The organism is Hydrogeniiclostridium mannosilyticum (assembly GCF_003268275.1).
In the GTDB taxonomy this organism is placed as follows: Bacteria; Bacillota; Clostridia; order Oscillospirales; family Acutalibacteraceae; genus Hydrogeniiclostridium; species Hydrogeniiclostridium mannosilyticum.
Genome location: NZ_QLYR01000062.1, coordinates 1 through 292, shown reverse-complemented (window position 1 = coordinate 292; position 292 = coordinate 1). Strand labels below are relative to the sequence as shown.

The window sequence follows — 292 nt, the reverse complement described above, 5'->3', positions numbered from 1 at the left end:
CGGCGAATGGCGCTGCAAGCAATTTTTCAGGGGAAGCGAGGCCATAGAAATTGAACAAGGCGCTTCTGTCGTCTAAAAATATGTGTTGGTGTACGCCGCAGGATTTTTTTGATAAGTTGAACCAAGAATTTCAATTTGTTCTGGACCCCGCGGCTACCGATAAGACAGCGAAATGCCCCTTATACTATACGCCGGAGACAGACGGGCTTTCACAAAGCTGGGACCGCGGCGGCGCGGTATTCTGCAATCCGCCTTATGGGCGCGAGATTGGGAAATGGGTGAAAAAGGCGTT

At 50.7% G+C, this 292-nt stretch carries 1 protein-coding gene; it reads left to right on the top strand.

All coding sequences use genetic code 11. From position 1 onward, the window contains the following. Positions 1 to 80: 80 nt before the first annotated feature. The coding region (locus tag DPQ25_RS14485) for a phage N-6-adenine-methyltransferase (protein ID WP_242978412.1) at positions 81 to 292 on the top strand (212 nt) is incomplete at its 3' end.